A 24,714-nucleotide genomic window follows, 5' to 3' on the forward strand; every position below is an offset into this window, starting at 1 on the left:
GATTACCAGGTCTGGGTAGCCTTGAACTTCTCGATCGCTTCCTTGATGCCGGACTCGATCTCGCCGTTGAAGTCGCCCTTCTCGTTGATCTTGTCCATCAACGCCTTGTTTTCGCTGTTCATGTAATCCAGCAGCGAAGCCTCGAACTTGCCGATCTTGTCGAGGGCCACGTCTTTCAGGAAGCCTTCGTTGACGGCATACAGCATGACGCCCATTTCGGCGACGGACTGCGGGCTGTACTGCTTCTGTTTCATCAGTTCGGTAGCACGCTGACCGTGCTCCAGCTGCGAACGGGTCGCTTCGTCCAGGTCGGACGCAAACTGGGCAAATGCCGCCAGTTCACGATACTGCGCCAGGGCCAGACGAATACCACCACCGAGCTTCTTGATGATCTTGGTCTGTGCTGCACCACCAACCCGGGATACGGAGATACCGGCGTTCATCGCCGGACGGACGCCGGAGTTAAACAGGTCAGTTTCGACGAAGATCTGGCCATCGGTGATCGAGATCACGTTGGTCGGTACGAACGCAGACACGTCACCGGCCTGGGTTTCGATGATCGGCAGCGCGGTCAGGGAGCCGGTTTTGCCTTTCACTTCACCGTTGGTGAACTTCTCGACGTACTCGACGTTGACGCGGGCGGCGCGTTCCAGCAGACGGGAGTGCAGATAGAACACATCGCCCGGGTACGCTTCACGACCCGGCGGACGACGCAGCAGCAGGGAAATCTGGCGGTAAGCCCAGGCCTGCTTGGTCAGATCATCGTAAACCACCAGCGCATCTTCACCACGGTCGCGGAAGTATTCGCCCATGGCGCAACCGGCGAACGGGGCCAGATACTGCATGGCAGCAGGATCAGACGCCGATGCGGCAACGATGATGGTGTTTTCCAGCGCACCATGCTCTTCCAGCTTGCGCACCACGTTGGCAATGGTCGACTGCTTCTGACCGATCGCGACGTAGATACACTTAATGCCGGAATTTTTCTGGTTGATGATGGTATCGACGGCAATGGCGGTCTTACCGATCTGGCGGTCACCGATGATCAGCTCGCGCTGGCCACGGCCAACCGGTGTCATCGCATCAATCGCCTTCAGACCGGTTTGTACCGGCTCGTCTACCGACTGACGCCAGATTACGCCGGGAGCGACTTTCTCGACCGGTTCGGTAATCTTGGCGTTCAGGGGGCCTTTGCCATCGATGGGGTTGCCCAGGGCATCCACAACGCGACCGAGAAGTTCCGGACCGACCGGCACTTCCAGAATGCGGCTGGTGCACTTGACCTTCTGACCTTCGGCAATGCCGACGTAGTCACCAAGGACCACCGCGCCTACGGAGTCACGCTCAAGGTTGAGGGCCATGCCGAACACGCCGCCTTCAAACTCGATCATTTCACCGTACATGACGTCGGCCAGACCATGGATGCGCACGATACCGTCAGATACGGATACCACGGTACCTTCATTGCGCGCCTGGGTGGAGGTATCAAGCTTGCCAATGCGCTGCTTGATAATCTCGCTGATTTCAGACGGGTTGAGTTGCTGCATGCTTCAATCCCTCAAACTCAAGAGTTCAGTTGCTCGGCCAGGCGGGACAATCTGCCGCGCACGCTGCCATCAATCACGGTATCACCGGCCCGGATCACGACGCCGCCAATAAGGCTGTCGTCAACACTGCTGGTGGCTCGCACTTCCCGACCAAGACGCTTTGTCAGCGCCGCGACCAGTCGCTCTGTTTCATCCGCTTCCAGCGCATGGGCCGACACGATTTCTGCATCGACAAATGCTTCCTGCTCCGCCACAAAGGCATGGAACATGCTGAAGATCGCCGGCAAAAGCGCCAGACGTTCGTTCTGCGCCAGCAGCGCAATAAAATTACGGCCGCTTTCGTCCAGCAGATCGTCGCCACACACTTCAGCGAACGACTCGGCCTTGCGCTGATGACTCAGCGCAGGCTGCGCCAGAAAGGCACGCATGGCCGGGTCTTCCGCCACAACAGCGGCGACACCCAGCATTTTTTCCCACTGCGCCAGGCCAGAGGCGGCCTGGGCGAACTGGAAGGCTGCCTTGGCGTACGGACGAGCGATGGTGGTCAGTTCAGCCATGGTTTATCCGTTCTGTCAGAGTTCAGCCGCAAGCTGCTCGAGCAGCTGCTTGTGCGCGTCGCGGTTTACTTCTGCGCCCAGTACTTTTTCCGCACCGGAAAGTGCCAGTACTGACACCTCTTTACGCAGTTGCTCGCGCGCCTGGTTGATTTCCTGTTCGATCTCGCCCTGGGCCTTGGCAATCAGGCGCTCACCTTCGGTGCGCGCGTTGACCTTGGCTTCCTCGAGAATCTGGCTGGCCCGTTTATTGGCCTGCTCGATAATCTCGGCTGCCTTGGCCTTGGCCTCGGTCAGATTCTCAGACACTTTTTGCTGGGCCTGCTCGAGATCACGCTCAGCGCGGTCAGCGGCGTTGAGACCTTCGGCGATTTTCTGCTTCCGCTCTTCCAGCGCCTTGACGAGCGGCGGCCAGACGAGCTTCATGCAGAACAGGACGAACAGCGCAAACCAGATCGCCTGACCCAACAGTGTTGCATTCATACTCATGCGAACACCTCAAACCACATTATCTGTGAATAACCCATTACGGGACGGCTATCTGTTACTGGAATACCATCAGGAACGCGAGAGCGATACACATGATCGGCACAGCATCCAGCAGACCTGCGACGATGAACATGCGTGTCTGCAGCATCGGAGCCAGTTCAGGCTGACGCGCCAGGCTTTCCAGAAAACGGCTGCCCATCATGCCAAAACCCAGGCCAGCACCGATGGCCGCGAGGCCGGCTACAATTGCAGCTGCAATCAGATTCAGTTCCATTTTTCACTCCCGTTACGATTTAGGTTGCTTGTGAAACGCTATTAATGCTTTTCCGAGGCCAGGCTCAGATAAACAATGGTCAACATCATGAAGATAAACGCCTGCAACGTGATGACGAGCAGATGGAACACTGCCCAGGGCCACGCCACTGCCACCTGCCAGGCACCCATCAGGGCAGCTGCCAGAATGAACACGAACTCACCCGCGTACATGTTCCCGAAGAGTCGCAAGCCGAGCGAGACCGGCTTGGCCAGCAAGGCCGCGAGTTCGAGCACCAGGTTCAGGGGGATCAGGATAATTTTCAGCACGATGTTGCTGGAGGAGAACGGCTGCAGGGTCAGCTCGGCAATGAAGCCGCCCACACCCTTCGCCTTGATACTGAAGCCGATGATCAGCAGCAATACGCAGAATGACATCGACAGAGTAATGTTGGGATCAACCGTGGGTACGATCTTGAAGTATTCCAGGCCCAGCCAGTGCGCCGCGCCGGGAACAAAGTCCACCGGGATCAGCTTCACGGAGTTCATCAGGAACACCCAGCAGAAGATGGTCAGCGCCAGCGGGGCGATCATCTTGCTCTTGCCGTGGAAAGTGTCACGCACCTGGCTGTCGACGAAATCAACGATGATCTCGATGAAGTTGACGAAGCCGGTGGGCACGCCAGCCTGCGCCTTGCGGGCGGCCAGCCAGAACAACAGGATAAAGACGGCACCCAGAAAACCGGACCAGCCCAGGCTGTCGATATGGAATGCCCAGAAGCCCATGGCTTCCAGTTCTTCGTAACAGGTAGCAACGATCCAGGAGGTCTCCTGGTACGTTTCGCCAGTCAGGTTGGCGTTTGAGTCGCAGACAGGAGTGCCAGCAGGCACCTTGCCATAGGTGAGGTTAGTCAGGTGGTGCTTGATATACTCCTGCGGAGTTTCGTAGGCCATCTGCTCAATCCAACCATTATCTGTCGTGGTGAGGGGTGTGCCGCTGTGCCAGCGGTGCATCCCCGTAGCGTGCCAGCCAGATCCATCCTGCAACCTGCGTCAGAAAGAATCCGGCGAACAGCGCTGCCGCTGTTTCTCTGCTGCGCATGTCCGGCATCTCCCTGAAGGTGAGCCAGAATAGCAGCAACATAATGACAATCTTGCCCATCTCTGCCCGGATCGCGGCGCCGGCCTGGCGTCGCTCGGAGCGACGGTTGCCGGGATGCAACCATAACTGAAAGCCCGCCCAGGCGTGGGCCAGCAAGCAGATCCCGCCACCCCAGGCTGCGGCAATGGCCACCGGGGCACCGCCAAGAAGGCCGGCGAGGATGCTGCATACAGCTATCGCTGCTGCCTGAGCTGTCATCAGGCCCCGAAACATTGCGGCGCCCGTGTAAGACGTTTTAGCCACACACTGTCCCCGGTCACGATCCTGTCTGCGGCAATCACTGCAGACAAGGCGAATGAGGCACGCTGACATTGCCGGGCAGCTTTCGCGGAAAGCACTCACAGAACGTGTCGGTGAGCCCCGATCTCAGGCGCGCAGAGTATAGGGATAAGGGGCGCAGGTATCAACCGCGACCCAAGTATTAGCCGCGGATTGTAGGGCAGTTTCGTCCGCCCTGCGTCAAGGCAGCGCCCGAGACGCTATTTGATGTGTGCCAATATGCCGTCGAGCTCGTCGAGACTGTTGTAGCTGATCACCAGCTTGCCCTTGCCGCCGCCGCCCTGGCGAATCGCCACCGGCGCACCGAGCCGGTCAGACAGGTCGTTGAGCAGTTGGCGCACATTCGGATCTTCACGCTCCGGCGGCTGCGGCGTGGCGCGCACCTTGTCGAAATCCCGCACCAGCGCTTCGGTCTGCCGCACATTGAGCCCGCGCGCCACGACCATGCGCGCCGCTTCGATCTGATTCTGGCCCGTCAGCGCCAGCAAGGCCCGGGCGTGGCCCATTTCCAGATCACCGTGCTCCAGCAGCTTGCGGACATCTTCTTCCAGGCTGATCAGGCGCAGCAGGTTGGTAATCATGGCGCGGGACTTGCCCACCGCATCGGCCACCTGCTGATGGGTCAGCTTGAATTCGTCTTTCAGGCGCGCCAGCGCCAGCGCCTCTTCCATCGGGTTGAGGTCTTCACGCTGGATGTTCTCGATCAGCGCCATGGCAATGGCCGCTTCATCCGGTACGTCACGGATGACGGCAGGGATGGTATCCAGCCCGGCCAGTTGCGCCGCACGCCAACGGCGCTCACCGGCAATGATCTCGTAGCGCTTGTTACCGATCGGGCGCACCACAATCGGCTGCATCACGCCCTGGGCACGAATCGACTCCGCCAGCTCTTCCAGCGCCTCCGGGGACATATCACGGCGCGGCTGGTAGCGCCCGCGCTCCATGGTATCCACCGGCAGCTTGCGCAAATCACCATCACGCGGCGTGGAATCAGCCAGCGCTGCCTCGGCTGCGGCTGCATCGCCGCTGATATCCACCGCTTCCCGGGGTGCATTGTTGTGACTCAGCAGTGCATCCAGCCCTTTGCTCAGTCCGCCTTTACGCTTGGCCGCCATGCCTTATTCCACCTTTGCTGTGTCGGCCTGTCTGGCCTGATTTATCGCCTGTTCCCGGCGCAGGATTTCCCCCGCCAGCGCCAGATAACTGATCGCACCACGGGACTTGGCGTCGTAACTGATGACCGGCGCGCCATGGCTGGGCGCCTCGGCCAGTCGCACGTTACGCGGAATGATGGTCCGGTAGACCTTGTCACCGAAGTGATTGATCAACTGATTGGAAACATCGTTGGACAAACTGTTGCGCGGATCATACATGGTCCGCAGCAAGCCGCCGATATGCAGTTTCGGATTCAGTACACTGCTGATCTTCTCGATCGTGTTGAGCAGGGAGGTCAGCCCTTCCAGGGCATAGTACTCGCACTGGATCGGCACGATCACGGAATCCGCCGCCGTCAGCGCATTGATGGTGAGCATGTTCAGCGACGGCGGGCAGTCGATCAGGATGTAATCGTAGCGGTTGCGCACCCGCGCCAGGGCGTTGCGCAGACGGAATTCCTTAAGCTTGAGATCCAGCAGCTGCACTTCTGCCGCAGTCAGGTCGCCATTGGCTACCAGCAGATCATAGCCAGAGGCCTCCGGCGTCTTGACGATCGCCTCTTCAATGGAGACTTCTTCCAGCAGCACTTCATAAATGGTGTTTTCACAGCCGTGCTTGTCGACCCCGGAGCCGGAGGTGGCATTGCCCTGGGGGTCGATATCCACCAGCAGGACTTTCTTGCGGGTTGCCGCCAGCGACGCCGCCAGGTTGACGCTGGAGGTGGTCTTGCCCACCCCGCCCTTCTGATTGGCGATTGCGAATACCGTGGTCACTGTGTTTCTCCTTGCGGCTGAATCATCACCAGCTGGCGCGTACCGTCCAGGCCGGGCACAACAAGTCTGCGAATATCCACCTGCCATTGTCGACCGGGCAGCTGTGCCAGCGCCGCCACGTCATCATCGGCAGCGGCCGCCTTCATGGCCAGCAAACGTCCCTCATCGGGGAGCAAATGGCCCAGCAGACGGAGCATGTCCGGCAGTGACGCGAAAGCACGGGAAATCACCTGAGGCGACGCCTTACGGTACTGTTCCACGCGGGCCTGCACAACCTCGACATTCGTCAGCCCCAGCTCCAGTGCGGCCTGACGCACAAACCGCGTCTTCTTGCCGTTGCTGTCCAGCAGGGTAAAGGCGATATCCGGCCGGACGATGGCCAGCGGGATGCCGGGCACACCGGCGCCGGTGCCCACGTCCAGCGTCGCCACCGGCGCCAGATGCGGCAGCACCGACAGCGCGTCCAGCAGATGCCGGGTGACCATCTCCTGCGGCTCGCGCACCGCCGTGAGATTGAAGGCCCGGTTCCATTTGTGCAGCAAGGCCACGTAGCGCAGCAGCAACTGCTGTTGCGCCGCATCCACGGTGTCGCCCAAGCCCAGCTCAGCGATACCGGCCGCCAGACGGTCAGCGAGGTGCGGGTTTACCGATAGATCAGCAGCCGTCACAAAGCATTTCCTGCGGCGTCTTTTTCGGTCTGCCGGCGAGCCAGGCTTTGCTTCTTCAGGTGAATCAGCAGCAGCGAGATCGCCGCCGGCGTCACCCCGGGAATACGTCCCGCCTGACCCAGCGTGGCGGGCCGGGCGTTTTCCAGCTTCTGGCGTACTTCATTGGACAGCCCGCTGACCTGGCCGTAGTCCAGCGTCGCTGGCAGTGCCGTGTTCTCGCTGGCGCGTAATCGTGCCACCTCGTCAGCCTGGCGTTCGATATAGCCGGCGTACTTGGCACGGATTTCCACCTGCTCGGCCACGGCCGGCTGCTCGGGCGCCAGCCCGGCCGCCGCCAGCAAGGTGCTGTAATCCAGCTCCGGACGGCGCAGCAGATCCATCAGGTTGTATTCGTGGGTCAGTGGCTTGTCCAGCAAGGCATTGACCTGTTCACAGCGCGCACTGCCCGGCCGCACCCAGGTGCTGCCAAGCCGCAACACTTCACGCTCGGCGCCATCGCGCTTGGCGCAATAGGTCGCCCAGCGCGCGTCATCCACGAGACCCAGCGCGCGGCCCTTTTCGGTCAGGCGCAGGTCGGCGTTGTCTTCGCGCAGCAATAACCGGTACTCGGCGCGGCTGGTGAACATGCGATAGGGCTCACGCGTGCCCAGCGTAATCAGGTCATCCACCAGCACGCCCAGATAGGCTTCATCCCGCTGCGGATGCCAGGCCTCTTCGCCGCGTGACAACAATGCCGCATTGATACCTGCCAGCAACCCCTGCGCACCCGCTTCTTCATAGCCGGTGGTGCCATTGATCTGGCCGGCAAAGAACAGCCCCGGCATATGCCGGGTTTCCAGCGAATGCCTGAGATCCTGGGGATTGAAATAGTCGTACTCGATAGCGTAGCCGGGCCGGGTAATATGCGCCTGCTCGAAACCACGGATCGAGCGGACCGCCGCCAGCTGGATATCAAACGGCAGGCTGGTGGAGATGCCGTTGGGATACAGCTCATGGGTGGTCAGCCCCTCGGGCTCGACAAAAATCTGATGGCTGTTCTTGTCCGGGTAACGATTGACCTTGTCTTCGATGCTCGGGCAATAACGCGGCCCCACGCCCTCGATGACACCGGTGAACATCGGCGAGCGGTCAAAGCCACTGCGGATGATGTCGTGGGTCTGTTCGGAGGTGTGGGTGATATAGCAGCACACCTGGCGCGGATGCTCTTCCACCTGCCCCATATAGCTCATCACCGGAGTCGGCGTATCGCCCCATTGTTCTTCCATGACCGAGAAATCCACGGTCTTGCCGTCAATGCGGGGCGGCGTGCCGGTTTTCAGCCGATCCACACGGAACGGCAATTCGCGCAGACGGTCCGCCAGGGCAATACTGGGCGGATCGCCCGCACGGCCACCGGACTGCTTGTCCAGCCCCACATGAATCACGCCACCCAGGAAAGTGCCGGCGGTAAGCACCACCGCATCCGCATGAAAGCGCAGCCCCATATTGGTCACCACGCCCACGCAGCGACCCTGCTCGACAATCAGGTCGTCCACCGGTTGCTGGAAAATGGTCAGATTGGGCTGGCTCTCCAGCATGTCGCGGATGGCCGCCTTATAAAGGATGCGGTCCGCCTGGGCCCGCGTCGCGCGAACGGCCGGCCCCTTGCGCGCATTGAGCACGCGAAACTGGATACCGGCACGGTCGGTCGCGCGCGCCATGGCGCCGCCGAGGGCATCGATCTCGCGCACCAGATGGCTCTTGCCGATACCGCCAATGGCCGGGTTACAGCTCATCTGGCCCAGGGTCTCGATATTATGGGTGAGCAGCAGCGTCGATACGCCCATGCGCGCAGCCGCCAGCGCGGCCTCGGTACCCGCATGGCCACCACCGATCACGATCACGCCGAAACGCGTTGCATACTCCATGACACCTCAGCCCGAAGGCCTGTTCAAAATATGAGCAGAAAGGGCGCGTAGTATAAAGGTTGGCAGACTAAAATAAAGGGCCGCCGCTGCAGGGCGCAACGGCGGGGAGGGAAGCTACCTGTTTCTGTCGGATGACCGCCCGAGGGCGGGACTTCACCCTTTCGGCATGTACTGGCGCACGTCGTAGTTGAAGTAGCGCTTCAGCACGCTGTTGGCCTCATCGTCTTTCTGCCGCCAGCCGTACATCTTCGGCTTCTCTTTCTCGATCGCCAGGGTGCCGAAAATCAGCCAGTCGTAGATCGCCAGGGTCGAGGTCACGTTGCGGGCCGAGTTGGGGCCGCGTGCGTGATGGTGGTGGTGCTGGGTGGGGAAGACCAGCAGATGTGACAGGGCCCACATGGTCTTGCGCACCCAGGCCCAGCGGTGGTTGTGGAAATAGAGGTCATAGTTCCAGTTGACGTGGGTGTGCGCTGCCCACAGGCCCTTGAACGCGGTGGCGTAGAGGAAGACTTCGACCAGGCCCAGGTACAGGCACAGCAGCTGGAACCAGTAGTTGGGCAGGATCAGCCACCAGGCCCAGCCGTTGACGAAGGTCTGGGTCACGCTCAGCTGGCCCTTGTTGTCCTGGCCGCCGGACAGGTGATGCGGGCGATGGCTCATCTTGAAGAAGGCCTGCACCCATTGCAGGCGGCGATTCTTCGGGCGCCGGGCATGAGCAAACAGGTGGGCGGCGCCGTGCAGCAGTTCTTCTATGCAGAAGAACACGACCAGCGTCAGCCAGAAGTATTCCTTCTCCAGCCAGGCCAGCGAACCCGCGCTGCCCGGTAACAGGGTACCCAGCCCCAGGGTGATGAGCAGCAGCACCAGCGGGCGCTGCACGACCACCATCATCAGGGTGCTGAGGAAGGCGGCGTGCCAGTCCTGCTTGGTCTTGCGGCCGTCGCGGGTGCGGCCAACCACGATTTCCCACAGGGCGGCGAGCGAGATAAAGACGATCACGGTTGTCGTCAGGGTGCTGTCCATGGAGCCTCCGATATTGTTATCACTGTGCATCAGTCATCACACACCCCGAGTATTGGCCAGATTGCATACATCCATGAAGTCGATAATCATGATATAAAATATCCATGAAGCTGAATTTACGCAGTATCGACCTAAACCTGCTGCCGGTGTTCGAGGCGCTGATGCAGGCTGGCCAGCTCAGCCGCGCCGCCGAACAACTGGGCATGAGCCAGCCCGCTTTCAGTGCGGCCGTCCAGCGATTGCGCGACACGGTGGGGGAGGAGCTGTTCGTGCGCACGCGCCAGGGCCTGAAGCCCACGCCGCGGGCCATCGCCCTGTGGCAGCAGTTGCAACCGGGGGTGGAGGCCGTCCGGGAGGCCTTTGAGGAGAGTCGGCGGTTTGACGCCGCCAGCAGCGAGCGGCGATTCGTCATTATCGGCACGGACTATATCGAGCAGGTTCACCTGCCCCGTCTGCTGGACCTGGCCGCACAGGAAGCTCCGCACACCTGCTTCTCGATGCAGCCGGTGTCCGACGGCTGGCATGAACGCCTGGCGCACGCGCAGGCCGATGTTGCCATCGACAGTTTCCCGCCGGATGACCCCCGCTTGCACCATGCGGTCATCGGCGAGGAGGAAGTCGTGGTGATAGCGCGCAGGGGACACCCCCGTCTGGATGGCCACATCAACGTGGCGCAGTTTCTCGAGGAGCGCCATGTGGTCTTGCAGGAACGCGGGCGCCGACTGCCGCTGGACATGATTCTGAATCAGCCCGGTTGGCAACGGCAGATCGCTGTTCAGGTCAGTCAGTTTGTCAGCCAGATCAGTGTCTGTGCTGCCAGCAACCTTATCGCAACCGTACCCGCCAGCATCGCACGCCTTTTTTCCGGGACCTGGCCGATACAGGTGCTGCCGTTTCCGACGGCACTGCCGGCGGTGCCGGTGTGCCTGATCTGGCCCGCCACACTGGAGCGGGACCCCGCGCATATCTGGATGCGGCAATCCATCACCCGGGCTTTTTCGCGCTAGATCTGCGTTATACTGCGTGTTGATACCCTCCGCTGCCCTTGATGCGACAGGCGGGGCGCCATCCACCAGCAGGACAACTCATTCGTGCAAAGCCTGCATCTGGCACTTTTTGTTGGCGCGGCCCTGCTCTTTATCGGGCTGCTGCTCGGCACCCTCTCCACGCGGGTGGGCGTGCCGTCGCTGCTGGTGTTTCTGGTGGTGGGCATGCTGGCCGGCGAGGACGGGATCGGCGGCATCCAGTTCCAGGATTTCGAACTGGGTTTTCTGGTCAGTAATCTGGCGCTGGCGATCATTCTGCTGGATGGCGGCCTGCGCACCCGGCTGAGCACTTTCCGGGCCGGGCTCAAACCTGCCCTCACCCTTGCCACGCTCGGGGTCTTGCTGACCGCCATGTCGGTGGGTGCTTTCGCGACCTGGCTGCTGGGTATCGACTGGCGCCTGGGCCTGCTGCTCGGCGGGATCATCGGCTCCACCGACGCGGCGGCGGTATTCAATGTCATCAAGGGCGCCGGGCTGCGACTCAACGAGCGGGTGGAAAGCACGCTGGAAATCGAATCTGGCCTGAACGACCCGATGGCCATTTTCATCACGGTGCTGCTGATCGATCTGCTGACCCTGCCGGATGCGAAGTGGGGGCTGGAAACCCTGGTCGTGCTGGTTCAGCAATTCGGGCTCGGGGCACTGCTCGGTGTCGCGCTGGGCGCCGGGCTGGCAGAGCTGCTGCTGCGGGTGCGCAGCAACGAAGGGCTGCATGCCTTGCTGCTGTGTACCGGCGGCGCGGCGATTTTCAGCCTGACCAATATGGTCGGCGGTTCCGGCTTCCTGGCGGTCTATCTGGTCGGTCTGATTGCCGGCAACCGTCGCGCCGGCACCAGCGACAACGTGCTGCGCTCCATGGACTCCATGGCCTGGCTGGCGCAATCCGGCATGTTCCTGCTGCTGGGGCTGCTGGTCACGCCGACAGGCTTGATCACCTCACTCGTACCGGGCTTGCTGATCGCACTGTTTCTGACGTTTATCGCCCGTCCGGTGGCGGTCTGGATGTCGCTGCTGCCGTTTGCCTTCAGCAACCGGGAGAAGACCTTCATTGCCTGGACCGGGCTGCGCGGCGCCGTGCCCATTGTGCTGGCGGTGTTTCCGCTGCTGGCGGGCGTGCCGGAGAACCGGCTGCTGTTCGATATCACCTTTGTGGTGGTGCTCACCTCGCTGCTCTTGCAAGGTACGTCCATCGGCCTGATGGCCCGGCGCATGCGCGTCGCCCTGCCACCCGCTGCCAGTCCGCTGGCCGCCGTCGCACTGGAAGGCGCCGAGGACCAGTTTCTGGTGCAGTTCCGGATTCAGGGCGGTTCCCGTGCGGAGGGCAAAACCATGGACCAGGTGGCCTCTCCGGGTGTACAGCCGGTCGCGCTGGTGCGCGGCGGCGTGGCGCTGAACCTGGCGGACAACCCGGTACTGGAAGCCAATGACTTGCTGACCTGGCTGACCAGCCACGCAGAACAGGAACAACTGGGCGAGTGGTTCCTGGCCACCACGGCGACCCTGCGTCGCTTTTATGGCGACTTTACGGTGCGTGCTTCGGCCCGCGTCAGCGATGTGGCCATGAGTTATGGCCTGACCGATCTGTCACCGGCGTTGATGGGCATGACGCTGGAAGAGCTGTTCCACCAGCGCCACAAGGGCACGCCGGTGGTCGGCGACACCATCGAACTCGGCGGCATTCGTCTGCGGGTACGCTCGCTGGAGCGCGGCCAGGTTCATCAGGTGGGCATCCGCCTGCCGAAGATCTGACCGGCTACGCGCTTATTGCAGTCCGAGAAACGCGAACGGCGCGCTGCGACGAAACTTCCCGGACACATCTCCCGCATACATTTCACGCTGATCCGGGCCGAGCGTCAGCACCCGTGCGCCAGCACGAGGGGCAAAGTTCAGTTTGCGCAGATCCACCCAGAAGGTGTTCGGCATCATTGCTGATTCGAAGTAGTAACGACGCGCCTTGTGGTCCATCACGGTACGCCAGCGGGTCGAGGAGATGTGCGGGCTGTCCGGGGTGGAAATACCCAGCGGCACCGACGCGTTGCGAATCACGCTGAACACACTGGCCACCGCCAGTTCGGCATCTTCAACCTTCGGAATGGCATTGATATAGAAATGGCGCGCACGAAACGATCTGCCGGCCGGTTGGTGCCCGGCAACATGGTGGTGCCACCGATCTCGTCCCAGTATTCCGCCAGCACCAGTTGCCGCTCGAAGGTGGGCTGATTGGTCATGACCTGGTAATCCGGGCTGTGATGAATGATCAGCTCGCCGCCGACATATTCCATGATGGCGCTGTCGCCCAGCGCGTCAGACAGGGACAGATGCAACGCCGCCAGCCGCTCTTCGCCGGGCATCTTGTCGGTGATCACCAGAAACGGCTGCTCGCGCACATAGGTCACGGCCTCCGAGACCGTGGCAAAATTGTCGAGCATGAACTGGGCCCAGAGCGAGATCGCCAGCGCCGGGGTTTCGCCATCGAGCGTGGGGTATTCGGACTCCGGCAACCACAGCAAATTGGCCATCAGGCCCGCTTCGTTGACCCCGTCGCTGGAGGCGATGTCGTAGGCGGTGGCCACAACGCTGCCGTACGTTGCCTCCCAGGCCAACGATGTTTCACCCGCCTGGCCATTGCGTGCCACGCCACGGGGCAGCACCCAGAGATTGGTACCGATGTCCGTTTTCCAGTCCATGGAACGGGCCGTGAGGATGCGTCCCTCCGGGCCGAGATACACCACGCGAGTGCACGCCTGCGCGTGCAGGGCACTCAATCCACTCGCCAGTGCAATCAGGCAAACCAGGGCCAGATGTCCGTATCGCTTCATCTCACATCTCCGCTGTGTGCTTGGATTTATCACTTATCATAGAAGCATGGCGGGAAGGCACTGTGAAGCAGGACTGCCCCCGGAGACAGTCCTCCGGGAATCTGCGGTCAACCGTGTTTGGCGCGACTTTCGTTATAACTGCGCCCCGTTTCGTCATATTCAGCGCCGCGCATCGTCGCGGCCCCGGATCAGAGAGAGGCCGACATGCCCCAGTTCAAGGTGCCGATGCGCGATATGCGCTTCCTGCTCAACGAAGTATTTGATTACAACAGCCACTACCAGAGCCTGCCCAACGGCGGCGAAGCGACCCCGGATATGGTGGACGCGATTCTGAGCGAGTGCGCGCGCCTGTGTGAAAACACCATTGCGCCGTTGTATCAGTCCGGCGATGAGGAAGGCTGCAAGCTGGCGGACGGGCAGGTCTCCACGCCCGCAGGCTACAAGGAAGCCTATGCCGAATACATGGCGGGCGGCTGGCAGGGTCTCTCCCATCCGGTGGAATACGGCGGTCAGGGCCTGCCCATGTCGCTGGGCATGCTCAAGCAGGAAATGATGGGCACGGCCAACTGGTCCTTTGCCATGTACCCGGGCCTGTCCCTGGGCGCCATGAACACCATCATGCTGCACGGCACCGAAGAGCAGAAGCAGGCCTACCTGACGCCGCTGACGGAAGGCGTCTGGGCGGGCACCATGTGCCTGACCGAGCCCCAGTGCGGCACGGATCTGGGCCAGATGAAGAGCAAGGCCGAGCCCCAGGCAGACGGCAGCTACAAGATTACCGGCACCAAGATCTTCATTTCGTCCGGTGACCATGACCTGACCGAAAACATCGTGCACATCGTGCTGGCACGCCTGCCGGACGCACCTCCGGGCACCAAGGGCATTTCCCTGTTTATCGTGCCCAAGTATCTGCCCGGCAAGATCGGCGAGAGCAACGGTGTCACCGCCGGCGCGCTGGAAAAGAAAATGGGCATCAAGGCCTCCGCCACCTGCGTGATGAACTTCGACGGTGCCACCGGCTTCCTGCTGGGCCCGGAGAACGAAGGCCTGGAGTGCATGTTCACCTTCATGAACTCTGCCCGGGTCGGCACCGCCATGCAGGGCATCTGCCACGCCGAGCGGTCCCTGCAGGGCGCACTGCCCTACGCCAAGGAACGCCGTTCCATGCGCGCCCTGTCCGGCAAGAAAGATCCCGAACACAGTGCGGATGCCATCATTCACCACGGTGATGTGCGCCGCATGCTGCTGACCCAGAAGGCCATCGCGGAAGGCGGTCGCGCCATGCTGTACTTCACCGGCCAGTATGCTGACAAGATGATCAGCGGCATTCTGGAAGGCGACAAGCAGAAGCAGGAATACTGGGACGGCCAGCTCGGCTTCCTGACCCCGATCCTGAAAGGCTTCCTGACCGAAAAAGGTCTGGATTGCGCCAACCTGGGCATGCAGGTTTTCGGTGGCCACGGTTATATCCGTGAGCACGGCATGGAGCAGATTGCCCGCGACGCGCGCATCAGCACCCTGTACGAAGGCACCACCGGCATTCAGGCACTGGATCTGCTGGGCCGCAAAGTACTGCTGATGACCCGCGGCAAGTGTGTGCGCGAGTTCAGCCAGAAGCTGGTGGATTTCGGCACCCGCAACATGACCAACAACACCTTGCGCCCGTTTGCCTGGAAACTGCTGAAAATCGCAGCCCAGTGGAACTACCTCACCACGCGCGTGATGCTCACCGCATCAAAAGACCGCGACGTGGTCAGCACCGCCAGCAATGACTTCCTGATGTATTCCGGCTACGCCATGATGGCGTACTTCTGGGCGGTCATGGCGGCCAAGGCGCAGGAAAAGCTGAACAAGGGCGACGGTGAGCAACCGAAGGAATTCTACGAGGCCAAACTGGCCACGGCGGAGTTCTACTTCGACCATCTGCTGCCCCAGGCCAAGGGTCACGCGGAAGCCATGCTCAAGCCGACCAAGAGCATGATGCAGCTGAAGGCCGAGCACTTCTCGTTCGACTACGAGTAAGCGCCACGCCGGTCTCTCGGCGAGTCAGTGGTGACGCGGCGCCCAGCGCCGCAACGCGATGATCATCTGTTTCAGCGTCAACGGCTTGGACAGATGATCATCCATTCCCGCCGCCAGGCAGCGACGCCGATGCTCCCCCAGGGCATGGGCCGTCAGTGCAATAATCGGCATGCGCGGGTAAGCCAGCTCCTCTTCCCAGCGACGAATGCGCCGGGTTGTCTCATAGCCATCCAGATCCGGCATCTCGCAATCCATCAGCACCAGATCAAAGCGCTCACCGCCCTGCAGGCGGCGCAGCGCCTCTTCCCCGCCTGAGGCAATGCTGACGCGCACCTCCAGTTTGTTCAGCAATGCCTTGACCACCATCTGGTTGACGGCATTGTCTTCCACCAGCAGCACCGACAGGTCCGGGAACCAGCTTTCGTGCCCGATCTCCGCCGTACGCAGCGGCACCTGGCCGGGCATCAATCGCACCCGGAAACTGAACCGGGAGCCCTTTTCCGGTTCGCTTTCAACGTCGATGTGACCGCCCATCAGCTCAATCAACTGCCGGGATATGGCCAACCCCAGACCGGTGCCGCCGTAGCGACGGGTGGTGGAGCTGTCCGCCTGTTGGAAGGGTTCAAACAGCTGCTCCACCTGCGCCGGTGTCATGCCGATCCCTTCATCCGCCACCACACACTGCAACCACAACCAGTCACCAATGCGCTGGCTGCGCGCGCTGAGCGTCACAGTGCCCCTCGGAGTAAACTTGATGGCATTACTGATCAGGTTAAGCAACACCTGGCGCAGACGCGGACCATCACCACGCACCCATTGCGGTATGTCATCGGGCCAGTCACTGCGCAAGGTCAGGCCCTGCTGTTCAGCGACCCCCTGGAAGATGGTCAGGCTATCTTCCAGCAAGGCGGGCAAGTTGAAATCTTCCCGCTCCAGTTCCAGCTTGCCTGCGGCAATCTTCGAGTAATCCAGCACGTCGTTGATGATCGTCAGCAGGCTCTCCCCGGCGGCATACAGGGTGTCCATATAGTTGCGCTGGGTCTGATCCAGGGTGGTGTCCCGCATCAGTTCGGTGATGCCCAGCACCGCATTCATCGGGGTGCGTATTTCATGGCTCATGCGGGCAAGAAAGTCACTCTTCGCCGCGCTGTCCGCCTGCGCATGGGCACTTTCACGGGCGCGCACCAGACTTTCTCGCTTGAGCGTATTGAGACGGGTAGCCAGCCCCAGCGACAACAGAACCTGCTGCAACACCAGCGCCATCTGCAGGCCATGGACATTGAGCAATACCGGGAAATTGCCCAGCAACCCATAGGTGTTGAGCGCCAGTGCCAGCACCATGACCAGAAAGGAGCTCCAGGCAATGACGAATATCCAGGCCTGGGGCCGCCGCATCGCCAGGCAAATGATACCGACCGGAATCAGCACCGCGAAGGTCGCGATAGCAAACGCGCCCTGCAGATGGTTGATGCTGCCGGCAGGCAGCGCCAGCTGGGCCAGGGTGACCCCCAGCAGCGCCCAGCTCATCCAGCGCAGCGGCCTGTCCAGCCTCGGCAACTCACGGGTCTCAAGGAAGTCGCGGGCGAACAACATCCCGGTCAACAGAGCCAGATACGCGGCAACAAAAGGCAGGTTATCCAGCCAGGCCTCGTTCCCCGGCCACAGACGCACCACCACACCCTGCAGGCAGGCCACATACACCATGGCGAAGCCCACATGGGCCACATAGAAACGGTTGACCTTCTCCCGTGCACCAAGCCAGAGCACCAGATGATAGATGAGCAAGCCGAATCCGATGCCGTAGAACAACCCCTGGAGCCAGTCGTTCTTCAGATACCGCACCATGAAAGCAGCGTGCCCGCTGACCACCAGCGGCACCGTCATGGAGCTGTGCGTCCGCACCCGGACATAAAGCTGCGCAGCGGCGTCGGCGGGCAATGCCAGTGGCACGACGAAAAACCGTGCCGGAATCGGCCGCTCGGCAAATGGCCGGCTATCCCCCAACAGCCACTGCTGATCGGGCAACAGCGCGCCCCTGTCATCCAGCAGGAAGATATCCAGCTCGTCCAGCAGGGCGTAATCCACCAGCAGCCAGACGCGCAGCGCATCACTCTCGGTGTTCACCAGGCTGGCACGAAACCAGCATGCATCAGCGCGATAGCCGAAGGTGACCTGCCGGGATTGCAGTGGCGTGAAGGTTGCCGTGCGAGCCTGTGCCAGAGCGCTTTGCGCGTCACCATCGCACCAGTAACTCAGGTGCGGTGCCAGACGGGTATGCTCAACGGGCGCAGACAACAGCAGGGGGGTGCCGGCGTGGGACGGCAGCGCGTGGCCCATAACAAGGACCGTGACCATGACCAGCAGTGTCCGGCAGGCCAGCCTGCCGACACGCCCGATTGTATTCATCCCTGTATCCCGCCCCCCGTTTTTTCTGCTGGCAGCCATGTGGCGGCGCCATTCCCCGGGTGAAGACGATCCTGTTTCAAGACCACTTTATCCCAATCAGGGCACAGCAGGGAACGCCCTTGTGTTTACACATGCTGACTCACGGGCAAGCCTGATCGCGGATAAACAAATGAGCGACAAACGAGTGCCCGCAGCTGATGCGCCGCCGCCGATATTTGTTTAGTCTTGGCAATCTGACCCAAAGGAATCTTCATGCCTTACTTTCAGGGAAAACGCATCCTCATCACCGGCGCCGGCACGGGCCTCGGCGCGCTCATGGCGGAGCAGTTTGCCCGCCAGGGTGCAGAAGTGATCGTGACGGCCAGACGCCGCAAGCCCGCCGAAGACGTCTGCAAACGGGTGCAGGCCGCCGGCGGCCGCGGCCATGCCATGCTACTGGACGTGAGTGATCTCGAGCGCATTCCGGCATTCAGGGATGAGGTCCACGCGCAAGTGGGCCCGATCGATGTGCTGATCAACAACGCCGGCGTGGTGTTTGGCGGTGAGTTCGAGCGCGTCAGCCTGGCGGAACACCTGAACACACTGCAAATCAACACCCTTGGCCTGATCGCCATGAGCCACGCGTTCCTGGACGATCTGCGCGAAGCCGACCAGGGGCATCTGGTCAACATCGCCAGCGCCAGTGCCTACATCGGCCTGCCCTGGGGCAGTACCTACGCCGCCAGCAAATGGGCGGTGCTGGGTTTCTCCGAATCCCTGCGGCTGGAGCTGCGTGAACGGGGCATCAACAATGTCGCCGTGACCACGGTTTGCCCCAGCTACATCAATACCGGCATGTTCGATGGCGTGCGCAGCCCACTGCTCTCGCCCATGCTGCGGCCGGAGAAAGTCGTCAAGTCCATCATGCGCGGCATTCGTGACAAAGAAGCCATGGTCGCCGAACCGCGTATGGTGAAGAATATTGATCTGCTCAAAGGGGTGTTGCCGGGGCGCGTGTGGGACGAAGTCGCAAAACGCACCGGCATATCCACATCCATGAAACACTGGCAAGGTAAATAGCGCGCAACACACGATACACACATAAAGGAAGAAGGATCTCTGATGAAGCCCTTGAGTCCGGTGGACCAGCTTTTTCTGTGGCTGGAACGACGCCAGCAGCCCATGCACGTCGCTGGTCTTCAACTGTTCAGCTTTCCCGACGACGCCGGCCCGAAGTATGTCAGCGAACTGGCGCAATCCATGCGCGACTACTGCTGCCCGGTGGCGCCCTTCAACCAGCGCCTGCAGACCCGCTTCGGCCAGGCCTTCTGGGTCGAGGACAAGCAGTTCGACATTGATCATCATTTCCGCCATGAAGCGCTGCCCAAGCCCGGTCGTATCCGGGAACTGCTGTCGCTGGTATCCGCAGAGCATTCCAACCTGCTGGATCGGGAGCGCCCCCTGTGGGAATCACATCTGATCGAAGGCATTCGTGGTCGCCGCTTTGCGCTGTATACCAAGGTGCACCACTCAGTGGTAGACGGTATTTCTGCGATGCGCATGGGCATGCGCGCCCTGTCGACGGACCCGAATGAACGCGACCTGTCACCGGTCTGGGCCAGTACACCGAAACGGCGTGAACGCATGCAACTCACCGCCAACCCGGTGGCCGCCGTGAGTGGCCTGGCGCGATTGACCGCCGGGCTCAGCAAGCAGATCGCAACCGTGCCGGCGCTGGCGCGGGAGGTCTATCAGATCACCCAGAAGGCCAGCAAGGACCCGGACCATGTGTCCATCTTCCAGGCACCGCAGAGCATCATCAATCAACGCATTACCGGCAGCCGACGGTTTGCGGCGCAGTCCTACAGCACCAGCCGCTTCAAGGCCATCAGCAAGGCATTCAACTGCACCATGAACGATATTGTGCTGGCGGTTTGCGGCAGCGCGCTGCGGGATTACCTGATCAGCCAGAACGCCTTGCCGGACAAGCCACTGATCGCCATGGTGCCGATGAGCCTGCGCACGGACGACAGCGCGGGCGGCAACCAGATCGCGACCATTCTGGCAAACCTGGGTACGCATATTGCCGACCCGGCCAACCGTCTGCGTGTCATCAAGGCCTCAGTCGAAGAAGCCAAGCAGCGCTACAAACAGATGACGCCCGAAGAAATTCTCAACCTCACCGCGCTGATGATGGCGCCCACCGGGCTCAACCTGATTACCGGCCTGGCGCCGGAGTGGCGGGCATTCAATGTGATCATTTCCAACGTACCCGGCCCGAAAGAGCCGCTGTACTGGAATGGTGCAAAACTGGAAGGTATGTACCCGGTCTCCATCGCGCTCAACCAGATCGCGCTGAATATCACGCTGACCAGTTATGTGGACCAGCTTGAGTTCGGCATCATCGGCTGCCGCCGGACCTTGCCGTCCATGCAGCGTCTGCTGGATTATCTGGAACACGGTATCCGGGAACTGGAAGTTGCGGCAGGCATAAAATAAGCCCCTTTCGGGGCTTATTTCATTTTGCTTTACGGTCTTACTTATTCATCTTCTTGAACACTTCCATGACGTCAAACGGCAGCGGGAAGAAGATAGTCGAAGAGTTCTTCTGCGACATGTCGCTCATGGTCTGCAGGTAACGCAACTGCATGGCGCCGGGATCCTGCGTCATGATCTGCGCCGCTTCCACCAGCTTTTCCGCCGCCTGCTGCTCACCTTCCGCATGAATCACTTTCGCACGACGCTCCCGTTCGGCTTCCGCCTGGCGGGCAATGGCGCGAATCATGTTTTCGTTCAGATCAACGTGCTTGATTTCCACGTTGGTCACCTTGATGCCCCAGCTGTCGGTCTGGGAGTCGATGATCGACTGGATATCTTCATTGAGCTTGTCGCGCTCAGAGAGCATCTCGTCCAGGTCGTGTTTGCCCAGCACAGACCGCAGTGTGGTTTGCGCGAGCTGACTGGTCGCTGAGTAATAATCCTCGACCTGGATGATGGCCTTGTTGGGATCCACAACCCGGAAATACAACACGGCATTCACACGCACCGTTACGTTATCGCGGGAAATAACATCCTGGCTGGGCACATCCAGCGTGATGATACGCAGGTCCACCCGCACCATCTGCTGAACGCCGGGGATGACGATAATCAGACCTGGGCCTTTCACCGCCTGGAAACGCCCCAGAAAGAAGACCACGCCGCGCTGATACTCCGGCAGAATACGCACCGACATTGCGACCAGGCCCAGAACAAGCAGCACCGGTGTCAGATAAGCAATCATGAACTATCTCCTTGCTATGATGCCGGGGGGAAATCCCCGGCAGGTTCAACATCCACACTCAACCCCTTGACGGCAGTCACCCGCAGCTTCTGACCGCGGCGCACTTCCACCGCCGCGCTCGCGCGCCAGGACTCCCCGAACACTCTTACTCGGCCTTCACCGGCCTGAAAGTCATTCAGAGCCACCGCTTCAGCACCGATCAGACCCTCTACGCCGGTGATCGCTGGCGTACGTCGTAACCGTACCATGCGCGTGATGCCCCAGGTCATCAACCCGGCCGACACCAATGCCGTGCCGCCAATCAGCGGAATCGAAATATGCAGGTTGGCATCATCCATCAGGATGATGGACCCGAACACGAAGGCGATGATCCCCCCCAGTCCGAGTATGCCGAAACTTGGCATGAAGGCCTCCCCCACCATGAATGCCAACCCCAGAATAATCAAAGCCAGCCCGGCATAGTTGATGGGCAACACCTGGAAGGCATACAACGCCAGGATCAGACAGATGGCACCGATCACACCGGGATAGATATTGCCCGGGCTCGAGAGCTCGAAGATGATGCCGTAGAAGCCGACCAGCATCAGAAAGTATGCGATGTTCGGATTGGTGATCACGGCCAGAAAATTATTACGCCAGTCCGGCTCCATCTCGATGATTTGCAGATCAGCAGTAGCCAGTGTGTAAGTACCGCGTTCCATGCGCACTTCCATGCCATCTATCTGCGCCAGCAGGTCATCAATGTTTTCCGCAACGATATTGATGACATTCTGTTCGAGCGCATCGCTGGCGGTGAGGTTGACGGCTTCGCGCACGGCTTCCTCGGCCCAGTCCGCATTACGCCCGCGCAGTTCTGCCAGCCCTCTTATATAGGCCACAGCATCTTCCAGTACCTTGCGCTCCATGGCCGTACCGCCGCGACGTTTGGTCGCTACCTCGCCGTCGCCCTCTGCGCCACTGGCCTCATCCTCTTTCGGCGCCGGTTGCTGCGGCTCCTCCGGCGCACCGGGCATGCCCCCCATCTGTACCGGGGTCGCAGAGCCAAGATTGGTGGAAGGCGCCATCGCGGCAACATGGCTGGCGTAAAGCAGGTAAGTGCCCGCACTCGCTGCGCGGGAACCGGAGGGGCCGACGTAACCGACAACCGGAATCGGTGACGCCAGAATTTCCTTGATCATCTGTCGCATGGCGCTGTCGAGGCCGCCCGGCGTGTCCATGCGCAGGACGATGACTTCCGCGCCAGCGTCCCGGGCTTGCTGCATGCCGCGCAGGACGTAGTCGCTGGTTGCCGGACCGATCGGACCATTGATATCCAGCACCACCGCCGCCCGGCGGCTGTCCTGCGCCAGCGACCCGAGGCTGAGCAGTATTCCCAATCCGAGACACACCACTGCGGCAGCACGGAACCGCCGCTGCCAGGAAAACATCTGCTGCCTGAAACGCATTATGGATACCTCTGTAATGGGCATTGCCCTCGCGACGCCCTCACGACACCTTCGCAATATCGGCCATGATCCATCCTGCCCCATGAGCCGCTCGTCAACGACATCGCATGCCGGGCGCCAGGCGGGCGCCCCGGATTTTTTCCTTGTTCAACAAAGGTATAGAGGAAACAAAACAAACTCAAGCCAGACGCATATGAGGGCTTGACAAGTGCCTGCAAAAAAAGTGGCGAGGGCCCAGAAAAGGGGGTAAGGTTAAATCAGCTGCAGCATTCAGGCAGTAAAATGCTGTATGCAACACACGAAATTATTTGTTTTTCTGAGGTATAGATTCAATGGCTACCGGCACAGTGAAATGGTTCAACGAGTCCAAAGGTTTTGGTTTCATTACTCAGGACGACGGCGGTGCAGACGTATTTGTTCACTTCAGTGCGATTCAGGGTTCCGGCTTCAAGACCCTCGCTGAAGGTCAGAAGGTCTCCTACGAAATTCAACAGGGCCCCAAAGGCCCTCAAGCTGCCAACGTAAACCCCGGCTGAACAGGGCCGCTGTTAACATGGCAGAATGACGAAAAGCCTCACCCTTCGGGTGGGGCTTTTTTGTTGCGATTGCCGGGTCAATGGTTACGCAGCGCGCTCTTCTGCGGCCTGCTGAGACGCTTGACGGCCCACTCCCGTCGGGCGGCCTCGCTGCGGGACGCCGCCTGCTCGGTGTAGACCAGCTCGACCGGCCGTCTGGCACGTGTATACCGGGCGCCACGTTGCGCACTGGGCCCTGCGCCGTTGTGCTCGTCGATGCGCCGCGCCGGGTCTGTGGTAATGCCCGTGTAATAGGTGCCGTCCGCGCACCGCACCATATAGACATACCAGAGCGCTGTGTCACCCGTGTTACCACCGGGTGCCTCTGTTATGCTCACGGCAATCGCCGCGCTGTCTGCTGCATCATCTTTCGGCATGGCAGTGACTCGTTGCTCCATCATGCCTGAGGGACTGCTGACATGATTTCGTACCTGTACTGGTTTGTGCTGATCGCACTGTTGTTCCTTATTCTGTTCGGCCTTGGCGCGCGACTCAACCGCTGGAAGCCCGCCGTCATTGTCAGTGCCATCGTACTGATCAGCGGCACGCTGCTGTACTACTTCTATCTGGAGCAGATGTTCGTCAAGCGCTGGGGCGGCAGCATGAGCATCAGCGTGCCTGCCGGGCAGGTGCATATGGGCGCCACCTGGAAAGAAGACAACCTGTGGATCCAGAACTACGACCCGGACACCAACACCTGTATTTTCAGCGAGTATGCCCGCGGCAACCTGCTGGAAGGCCGCGTGGTTATCCGCAACTGCAATCCGCTGCTGCCCACCCGGCAGCCCGACGCATCAGAGCGCGCGAACTGACCATGTCCGAGACCAGCACCGGCACAGAAACAGGCACCGAGACCACGATGACCTCCGAGGCAGCGCTGCTGGCGCTGCTGGAGCACAACCCGTTCAAGGTCGAGGTCGATCACGTGCTCGCCATTATCGACGAGCACTACGTCTATACCCCCACCCGCTTCAGCATCGGCGCCTGGGATGACCTGATGGATAACCCGGCAGGCAAGAACGAGATCGCCTGCCGTATCTTTGCCTTTGCCAGAATTCACCAGCTGCGCCCGTCGCGCACACTGGCCTGTTTTGGCCATTACTATCGCGATGACATCGTCAGCGATTACGAAGGCACCAGCCACCCCAACCTCCGTGCATTCATGCGCCATGGGTGGTCTGGTGTTCACTTTCACGGCGAGCCCTTGCGCCCCCGTGGACGCAGCGGTTCAGAGACCTGACCGAAACACGTATAATGCCAGCCACATCAGGCCCGAAGCTGCTCGCTTCGGGCACCATCACCGCACCCAGACCGCCGGCACACAGCACCGGCG

23 protein-coding genes and 1 pseudogene are annotated in these 24,714 nt (G+C 60.9%); 8 read left to right on the forward strand and 16 right to left on the reverse strand.

Annotated elements, in window-relative coordinates:
- Positions 1–2: 2 nt before the first annotated feature.
- The 11 genes from atpA to K8B33_RS07495 all read right to left on the reverse strand — a co-directional run bounded on the left by atpA (position 3) and on the right by K8B33_RS07495 (position 9,809).
- Positions 3–1,547 (reverse strand): F0F1 ATP synthase subunit alpha, encoded by a 1,545-nt coding sequence (atpA, locus tag K8B33_RS07445; protein ID WP_223425158.1) that lies wholly within the window; start codon positions 1,545–1,547, stop codon positions 3–5.
- Positions 1,548–1,564: 17 nt separating this feature from the next.
- Positions 1,565–2,104, reverse strand: coding sequence for a F0F1 ATP synthase subunit delta (locus K8B33_RS07450; protein WP_223425161.1), 540 nt, complete (start codon positions 2,102–2,104; stop codon positions 1,565–1,567).
- 15 nt (positions 2,105–2,119) lie between these two features.
- A complete protein-coding gene (locus K8B33_RS07455; RefSeq protein ID WP_223425163.1) occupies positions 2,120–2,590 on the reverse strand; it encodes a F0F1 ATP synthase subunit B in 471 nt (156 codons plus the stop codon).
- A 55-nt stretch (positions 2,591–2,645) separates the two neighbouring features.
- Positions 2,646–2,864, reverse strand: a complete 219-nt coding sequence (gene atpE, locus K8B33_RS07460) for a F0F1 ATP synthase subunit C (RefSeq protein ID WP_223425165.1) — start codon at positions 2,862–2,864, stop codon at positions 2,646–2,648.
- A gap of 41 nt (positions 2,865–2,905) precedes the next feature.
- Positions 2,906–3,796, reverse strand: coding sequence for a F0F1 ATP synthase subunit A (gene atpB, locus K8B33_RS07465; RefSeq protein ID WP_223425167.1), 891 nt, complete (start codon positions 3,794–3,796; stop codon positions 2,906–2,908).
- Between the two features lie 16 nt (positions 3,797–3,812).
- Positions 3,813–4,202 (reverse strand): ATP synthase subunit I, encoded by a 390-nt coding sequence (locus K8B33_RS07470; RefSeq protein WP_223425169.1) that lies wholly within the window; start codon positions 4,200–4,202, stop codon positions 3,813–3,815.
- Between the two features lie 281 nt (positions 4,203–4,483).
- Positions 4,484–5,398 (reverse strand): ParB/RepB/Spo0J family partition protein, encoded by a 915-nt coding sequence (locus K8B33_RS07475; RefSeq protein ID WP_223425171.1) that lies wholly within the window; start codon positions 5,396–5,398, stop codon positions 4,484–4,486.
- 3 nt (positions 5,399–5,401) lie between these two features.
- Positions 5,402–6,211, reverse strand: coding sequence for a ParA family protein (locus tag K8B33_RS07480; protein WP_223425173.1), 810 nt, complete (start codon positions 6,209–6,211; stop codon positions 5,402–5,404).
- Positions 6,208–6,879 (reverse strand): 16S rRNA (guanine(527)-N(7))-methyltransferase RsmG, encoded by a 672-nt coding sequence (rsmG, locus tag K8B33_RS07485; RefSeq protein WP_223425175.1) that lies wholly within the window; start codon positions 6,877–6,879, stop codon positions 6,208–6,210. The genes K8B33_RS07480 and rsmG overlap by 4 nt, the downstream gene beginning before the upstream one ends.
- Entirely contained in the window at positions 6,876–8,786 is a 1,911-nt protein-coding gene (gene mnmG, locus K8B33_RS07490; protein ID WP_223425177.1) for a tRNA uridine-5-carboxymethylaminomethyl(34) synthesis enzyme MnmG, read from the reverse strand. Before mnmG ends, rsmG begins: the two co-directional genes overlap by 4 nt.
- Before the next feature lie 153 nt (positions 8,787–8,939).
- Positions 8,940–9,809, reverse strand: a complete 870-nt coding sequence (locus tag K8B33_RS07495; RefSeq protein WP_223425179.1) for a sterol desaturase family protein — start codon at positions 9,807–9,809, stop codon at positions 8,940–8,942.
- A 104-nt stretch (positions 9,810–9,913) separates the two neighbouring features.
- Here K8B33_RS07495 and K8B33_RS07500 point away from each other — a divergent pair, with 104 nt between their 5' ends.
- Together K8B33_RS07500 and K8B33_RS07505 are read left to right on the forward strand one after the other, a co-directional pair.
- Positions 9,914–10,816 carry a LysR family transcriptional regulator gene (locus K8B33_RS07500; protein WP_223425181.1) on the forward strand — a complete coding sequence of 301 codons (903 nt, stop codon included), beginning with the start codon at positions 9,914–9,916 and terminating at the stop codon, positions 10,814–10,816.
- Positions 10,817–10,900: 84 nt separating this feature from the next.
- Positions 10,901–12,604, forward strand: a complete 1,704-nt coding sequence (locus K8B33_RS07505) for a potassium/proton antiporter (protein ID WP_223425183.1) — start codon at positions 10,901–10,903, stop codon at positions 12,602–12,604.
- Positions 12,605–12,616: 12 nt separating this feature from the next.
- Here the strand turns inward: K8B33_RS07505 and K8B33_RS16100 are convergent.
- Positions 12,617–13,674: pseudogene (locus K8B33_RS16100) on the reverse strand (linear amide C-N hydrolase).
- Between the two features lie 204 nt (positions 13,675–13,878).
- On the opposite strand from K8B33_RS16100, the gene K8B33_RS07515 reads away from it, so the two are divergent.
- Complete coding sequence (locus K8B33_RS07515) at positions 13,879–15,696, forward strand: acyl-CoA dehydrogenase C-terminal domain-containing protein (RefSeq protein ID WP_223425185.1); 1,818 nt, start codon at positions 13,879–13,881, stop codon at positions 15,694–15,696.
- A gap of 24 nt (positions 15,697–15,720) precedes the next feature.
- On the opposite strand, the gene K8B33_RS07520 is transcribed toward K8B33_RS07515, so the two are convergent.
- Positions 15,721–18,102: a hybrid sensor histidine kinase/response regulator gene (locus K8B33_RS07520; RefSeq protein ID WP_223425187.1), complete on the reverse strand. Its 2,382-nt coding sequence runs from the start codon at positions 18,100–18,102 to the stop codon at positions 15,721–15,723.
- A 252-nt stretch (positions 18,103–18,354) separates the two neighbouring features.
- Here K8B33_RS07520 and K8B33_RS07525 point away from each other — a divergent pair, with 252 nt between their 5' ends.
- The gene (locus tag K8B33_RS07525; RefSeq protein WP_223425190.1) at positions 18,355–19,161 is read left to right on the forward strand and encodes an SDR family NAD(P)-dependent oxidoreductase; all 807 of its coding nucleotides are present in this window, start codon (positions 18,355–18,357) and stop codon (positions 19,159–19,161) included.
- A gap of 42 nt (positions 19,162–19,203) precedes the next feature.
- Complete coding sequence (locus K8B33_RS07530; protein WP_223425193.1) at positions 19,204–20,580, forward strand: WS/DGAT/MGAT family O-acyltransferase; 1,377 nt, start codon at positions 19,204–19,206, stop codon at positions 20,578–20,580.
- A gap of 37 nt (positions 20,581–20,617) precedes the next feature.
- Here the strand turns inward: K8B33_RS07530 and K8B33_RS07535 are convergent, their stop codons facing one another.
- Together K8B33_RS07535 and K8B33_RS07540 are read right to left on the reverse strand one after the other, a co-directional pair.
- Positions 20,618–21,361: a slipin family protein gene (locus K8B33_RS07535; protein WP_223425195.1), complete on the reverse strand. Its 744-nt coding sequence runs from the start codon at positions 21,359–21,361 to the stop codon at positions 20,618–20,620.
- 14 nt (positions 21,362–21,375) lie between these two features.
- Entirely contained in the window at positions 21,376–22,806 is a 1,431-nt protein-coding gene (locus K8B33_RS07540) for an NfeD family protein (RefSeq protein WP_223425197.1), read from the reverse strand.
- 332 nt (positions 22,807–23,138) lie between these two features.
- On the opposite strand from K8B33_RS07540, the gene cspE reads away from it, so the two are divergent.
- Positions 23,139–23,342 (forward strand): transcription antiterminator/RNA stability regulator CspE, encoded by a 204-nt coding sequence (gene cspE, locus K8B33_RS07545; RefSeq protein ID WP_223425199.1) that lies wholly within the window; start codon positions 23,139–23,141, stop codon positions 23,340–23,342.
- Positions 23,343–23,419: 77 nt separating this feature from the next.
- Here cspE and K8B33_RS07550 read toward each other — a convergent pair whose 3' ends face one another.
- Positions 23,420–23,782, reverse strand: a complete 363-nt coding sequence (locus tag K8B33_RS07550; protein ID WP_223425202.1) for a GIY-YIG nuclease family protein — start codon at positions 23,780–23,782, stop codon at positions 23,420–23,422.
- An 18-nt stretch (positions 23,783–23,800) separates the two neighbouring features.
- On the opposite strand from K8B33_RS07550, the gene K8B33_RS07555 reads away from it, so the two are divergent.
- Positions 23,801–24,193, forward strand: a complete 393-nt coding sequence (locus K8B33_RS07555; protein WP_223425204.1) for a hypothetical protein — start codon at positions 23,801–23,803, stop codon at positions 24,191–24,193.
- A 2-nt stretch (positions 24,194–24,195) separates the two neighbouring features.
- Positions 24,196–24,621, forward strand: a complete 426-nt coding sequence (locus K8B33_RS07560; RefSeq protein ID WP_223425206.1) for a HopJ type III effector protein — start codon at positions 24,196–24,198, stop codon at positions 24,619–24,621.
- Positions 24,622–24,714: the final 93 nt, after the last annotated feature.

The sequence above is a fragment of the Alcanivorax limicola genome, assembly GCF_019931215.1.
In the GTDB taxonomy this organism is placed as follows: domain Bacteria; phylum Pseudomonadota; class Gammaproteobacteria; order Pseudomonadales; family Alcanivoracaceae; genus Isoalcanivorax; species Isoalcanivorax limicola.